The sequence below is a fragment of the Phaeacidiphilus oryzae TH49 genome, assembly GCF_000744815.1.
In the GTDB taxonomy this organism is placed as follows: Bacteria; Actinomycetota; Actinomycetes; order Streptomycetales; family Streptomycetaceae; genus Phaeacidiphilus; species Phaeacidiphilus oryzae.
In genome coordinates this window covers 1-4619 of sequence record NZ_JQMQ01000001.1, presented here as the reverse complement: position 1 = coordinate 4619, position 4619 = coordinate 1, and the positions used below count along the sequence as shown (strand labels likewise).

Below are 4619 nucleotides of genomic sequence, written 5' to 3'. Positions count from 1 at the left end.
ATGATCTCTTGGTCCGGTCCCGCGAGTAGGGCCCAGGCCGCGCAGTATTCCTGGAAGCTTCTGACCTCGAAGCCGATCAGCCCTGCGTCCGGGGCGACCAGGAGCACTAGACGGTCGGTGGCGGCAGTGATGAGTTGCCGCGCGAGCGCCTGTGATCGATCTGCGTCGTCAGTTTCGTCGACGAGGCGTTGGTAGGTGCGTTGCTGCAGTTCCTCTTCGAGCATGACCGCGTCCAGTTCGCCGGAGTGAGCGGCTCGGGACTGCAGGAGGAGGCCGACGTACTGGTGGAGCCAGTCGACGTGGGGACGGTATTGGGCTAGCAGGTCGCCCACGTTGCCGGGCTTGTTGATCTCGCGCTCGTAGATGGTGGTGTAGTAGGCGTCGAATAGGTCATAGCGGTTTTGGGGCATGCGGGCGTGCCGCTCGACGAGGAGCGACATGATCGTGACCTGGAGGGGCGAACGCAGCAGGCGCTCGGTGGATTTCTGCTGGGCGGCGTCCTGGAGGCGGCTCAGGACGGTGTCGTGCATCTCGGGATCGCCGCAGTGGCGGTCGGCTGCGAGCTTGCGGGCGTAGTGCAGGGCGGCGTCGGTAGACATCTGGACCAGGGTCAGGGGGGCGTAGTCGCCGGGGTGGAATTCGCCGTGGTAGCCCTGTGGCCTGGTGGTGGCCACCACCAGGAGGTCGGCGTCCATGCTTTTGGCGTCCTGGAGGAAGGCGCTGATGCGGCCCATTATGTCCTCCCGTGTGTGGGGGGAGGCCACTTCGTCCAGGCCGTCCAGGATCAGCAGCCAGGGCCAGGTACGCAGCCAGCGTTTGATTTGGCTGTCGGTGGCCTTGGTCGAGGCGCGCTTGTTGAACTCCGAGGTGATGAAACGCAACAGGCTTAGGTCTTCGCCGCCCAGGATGGCGTTGGCGTAATCGTGCAAGGCGACACGCATAGGCCAGCGTTTCGCGTGCGGGGTGGACAGGCCGGAGTTGGGCAGGTCCCGGCGCAGTCCTTCGAGTACCGCGCGGGTCTCCCCGGTCAAGAACCGGTCGCCTTCCTCGCTGAGTAGGGCGACTCGGTAGGCCTGGCAGAGCAGTTGGCCCAGGGTGCTTTTCCCTGACCGGGGCCGCCGATGATGACCACGTGTGGGACCTGATCGGCGGGCAGGTGGGAGGGGCGCAGCACCGTCTCGCCGTGTTCAATGACGTATTGGGCGGCCTGCGTGCGGATCGGTTCGTCCATGGAGGGGTGGCGGTACTCGGCTTCCAGGTCGACGGCGACGGGACCGAGGCTGATCTTCTGTCGCTCGTCCTGAGCGCCGGCTTGGCCAAGGCGTACCCACTGGTCGGCGAAGAGCGCGTGGCCGGCGTGGGAGCGGATCATCTCCGCGGTCTCTTTGTCTGCGTCGGGAACGTAGTCGAGCAGGTTGCTCAAGACGTCGCCGGGCGTGATGAAGTGCGCGTAGGTGCGGCGGACCTGGCTGTGGATGTCCAACAAGCGGCAGATCTCGTCTCGGTGCCACACCGCCCATCCCTGCAAGCCCAGGTCGTCGGCGTATTCGGTGATGGCGTTGTTGAGGCGGTCGATGCCGCCCACCGCCGGTACCGGCGAGAGATTGGCGTTCGTCGTAAACAACAGGTACTGGGGGATGCGGCCTCGCCCGGATTTGAGGTCTCGCCAGGCCTTCAGCTCTGCCTCTACGTTGCGCAGCATCCAGCCAGCATCATCGGGCCCGGGGCGTTGCCGGAACTTCGCTTGAATCACCCGTAGCCGTCCCACTGCTGCTGCGGGAGGGGGAACGACACCGGCCCCTCGAAAGTAGCCTCCCGCCCGCCGTCCCTTCCATCCCCGAACACCGAAACTCCCGGGCCCAGAACACATTTAGCCAGCGCCTGACTAAGATGCTCGAACTCACGCGTCGTCAGATGGTGCAGGGCGTAATCCACCGTCCCATCGTTCTCTATCGCCTCCTGATGAGCAACCGAATCAGCCGGGCGGCCTGGAGAAACCCGGCTTCACGGATGAGACCTGGCGGACGCCGGGGCCTGCGGGAAGGCGGGCGCGGGCCGCGAGGTCAGCGTCCACGACTCGCCTGCTCGTCTTCGGCAACCCCGGGCCCGCCAGGAACAAGCATCCTGATCGGCTGGCGCCCCGACTTCTCTAAGTAGGTGTTTTTGAACTCTGGCTGCGGGGTTGGTGCGGCCGGATGATCTGACGTGTGGTGGTCGGTGGGGCTGCCCGGCGGTACTGCCGGGAGTGCGGTGATCCGTTGCCGGTGGCGATGGCGGCGAGCGCGGAGTTCTGTTCGGGCCGGTGCAGGTCGCGGCGGTGGCGGCGGCGCCGGCGGACCCGGCGTGCGGTGGCCGCGCAGTTGCGGGGCGAGCTGGCGCAGTGTCCGGTGTGCGGCCGGTCATGGACGGTGGGGGTGGAGCGGGCTCGGTCAGCGGTGTACTGCTCGGACCGCTGCCGGGTGAGGGCTTACCGTCGGCGCCAGGCGTCAGGGGATGGTGTAACGGATACGCCGTAGCGTGACGCCTCGCGTGCATCACCCATCTCCCTTTTCTCGCATGGCGGCCACGCGGTGGCTGGGCTGGGCCCCGGGGCGAGAGGCGGTGTTCACCATGGCTGACCGGATCGGCAATGTCACCTGGCAGCGTTACGACCAGATCGTCACCCAGGCCCGCGAGTTGATCGCGCAGGTGACGCGCGTGCAGTTCGCTCTGGGTGAAATGGCGCTGGAGATCGAGCCCATGCGTCCGGTGGGCGGATCGATGCCCAACGGCACGGACGACCTGTTCACCGTCGCCGAGTCGTTGCAGCTCTTCGCGGACGACATCGGCGTCGCCCTGGCGACCGTGGAGGACTGGCGCTGGGCCGCCTCCCGATGGCCCAAGGCCCGGAGGAAGGAGAAGGTGTCCTTCACCGTCCACCGCATCCTCGCGTCGGTGGCGGATGAGGCGGAGCGGTGGGCGGCCATCGAGGAGGTGCCGCTGAACCCGCGCACCGGCCGGCGCCAGTGGACCCCGGACGCCGCGAAGCGGGTGGTCGGCCAGCGGGTGGATCACCCGGTCACCTTGGACGAGAAAGTCCAGGCCGTCGCCGACCTGACCCGCGATGATGAGGTCGCCGCCCAGGTCGCCACCGACCTGTTCACGCGCCCGGCGGTCACCGAGCACGTCACCCCCACCGACCGGATGCGGGTGGTGAGCGAGCTGACCCGGGACGAGACCACGGCCGAGCAGGTGACCGCGGACCTGCTGCGGCGTCCAGCGGTGGCCCGCTCGGTCATGCGCAACGACGCCGCCCGCAGGCTGGTCAACCGCGCCCAGTTCGACAACTCCGAGCAGATCCGCGAGCAGATCCGCGAGCGCACCCCGTCGGTGCGCAAGATCGAGCACACCATCGAGTACCTCGACCTGGTCGGCTCCTGCCACAGCTACGTGGCCACCTTGGGCCGGCTGGTCCCGCGGCTGCGTGGAGTGGAGTTCACCGAGGATGAGCGCGAGACGGTGCGCCGGCAGATCGGCCGGGTGCGGGCCGCCGCGGACTGGCTGGAGGGAGCCCTGGACAGCGGCGAGTTCACCCTGGACGAGCAGCTCGCCCACCTGCTGCGCGGCGAGGAATAGCGGTGGCCCGCCGCGAGGCGCGGCCCCTGGACGAGCACTACGGCGACCTGGTCTGCACCGCGCTGATGGAGGCGCGGCCCGCCGGCCTGCACACCGTCCAACTCGTCGCAGCGACCCGGTTGAAGAAGTCCCAGGTCCAGCGCGGGATCCGGCACCTGCGCGACGTCGTCGCCGCGGAGCACCTCACCCCGATCACCTGGCGGCGCAAGGACGGCTACATGTTCTCCGACGACCCGGTGGACTGGATCGACTACGAGAAGAGGCAGCTGGCCCAGCTGCTGGGCCGACTCACCCGGATGATCACGGGCACGCTCGACCCGCACCTGGCCCGCTGCCCCGATGACGAATGGGCCCAGCTGGTGGACGCCCAGCTCACCGGGGTCCGCGCGACCCTCGCCCAGCTGGCCAAATAGCCGCCGGCTGCCACAGACCCCGCCATGCCCGAGTCCCATCGCCGCCGCTACCCCTCCGACTCTGCTGGAGCCACTGCTTCCGGTCGCCGCCTGCCGGACGAAGAGCGGCGGGCACCCGGAGAAGTGGCCGCGGCGGGACATCGTGGACGCGATCCGCTACGTCGTCGACAACGGCGCGAAGTGGCGGGCCCTGCCCGTGGACTTCCCTCCCTGGCAGACCGTCTACGGGTTCTTCTGGCGCTGGAACCGGGCCGGAGCGGTCACCTTCATCCGCGACCAGTTGCGGCGGCGGATCCGCACCGAGAAGGGGCGCTGCCCGTTCCCGGTCTCGATGATCATCGACTCGCAGTCCGTGAAGGCGGCCTCAACGGTCGGTAAGGGCAGCCGCGGCTACGACGCGGGGAAGAAGATCAACGGCCGCAAGCGGCACATCGTGGTCGACACACTCGGGCTCCCCGTGATGATCACGGTGACGCCCGGGGACGCCCGAGACGAGGTCATGGCCCGCGACCTGCTCTGGCGGCTGCGGCTCACCCATCCCCAGGCCACCCAGGTCTGGGCCGACTCCGCCTACGCCCGGGACCTGCTGCC

Annotated in this window: 5 protein-coding genes; 3 read left to right on the top strand and 2 right to left on the bottom strand. The window is 68.5% G+C overall.

From position 1 onward, the window contains the following. On the bottom strand, positions 1–1031 hold a 1031-nt coding region (locus tag BS73_RS00030; protein ID WP_037568333.1), incomplete at its 3' end, for an NACHT domain-containing protein. After that, entirely contained in the window at positions 1028–1702 is a 675-nt protein-coding gene (locus BS73_RS00025; RefSeq protein ID WP_037568331.1) for a hypothetical protein, read from the bottom strand. The genes BS73_RS00030 and BS73_RS00025, both read right to left, overlap by 4 nt. A gap of 908 nt (positions 1703–2610) precedes the next feature. On the opposite strand from BS73_RS00025, the gene BS73_RS00015 reads away from it, so the two are divergent. From BS73_RS00015 to BS73_RS00005, 3 genes are all read left to right on the top strand, one after another. Further along, positions 2611–3615, top strand: a complete 1005-nt coding sequence (locus BS73_RS00015; protein ID WP_037568336.1) for a DUF6192 family protein — start codon at positions 2611–2613, stop codon at positions 3613–3615. Between the two features lie 2 nt (positions 3616–3617). Beyond that, positions 3618–4028 carry a hypothetical protein gene (locus tag BS73_RS38550; RefSeq protein WP_235215212.1) on the top strand — a complete coding sequence of 137 codons (411 nt, stop codon included), beginning with the start codon at positions 3618–3620 and terminating at the stop codon, positions 4026–4028. Positions 4029–4065: 37 nt separating this feature from the next. Then, on the top strand, positions 4066–4619 hold a 554-nt coding region (locus BS73_RS00005), incomplete at its 3' end, for an IS5 family transposase (protein ID WP_037568334.1).

Coding starts and splice junctions, on each gene's coding strand:
- BS73_RS00025 (WP_037568331.1), bottom strand. CDS start 1,702: ATGCTGCGCAACGTAGAGGCAGAGCTGAAGGCCTGGCGAGACCTCAAA.
- BS73_RS00015 (WP_037568336.1), top strand. CDS start 2,611: ATGGCTGACCGGATCGGCAATGTCACCTGGCAGCGTTACGACCAGATC.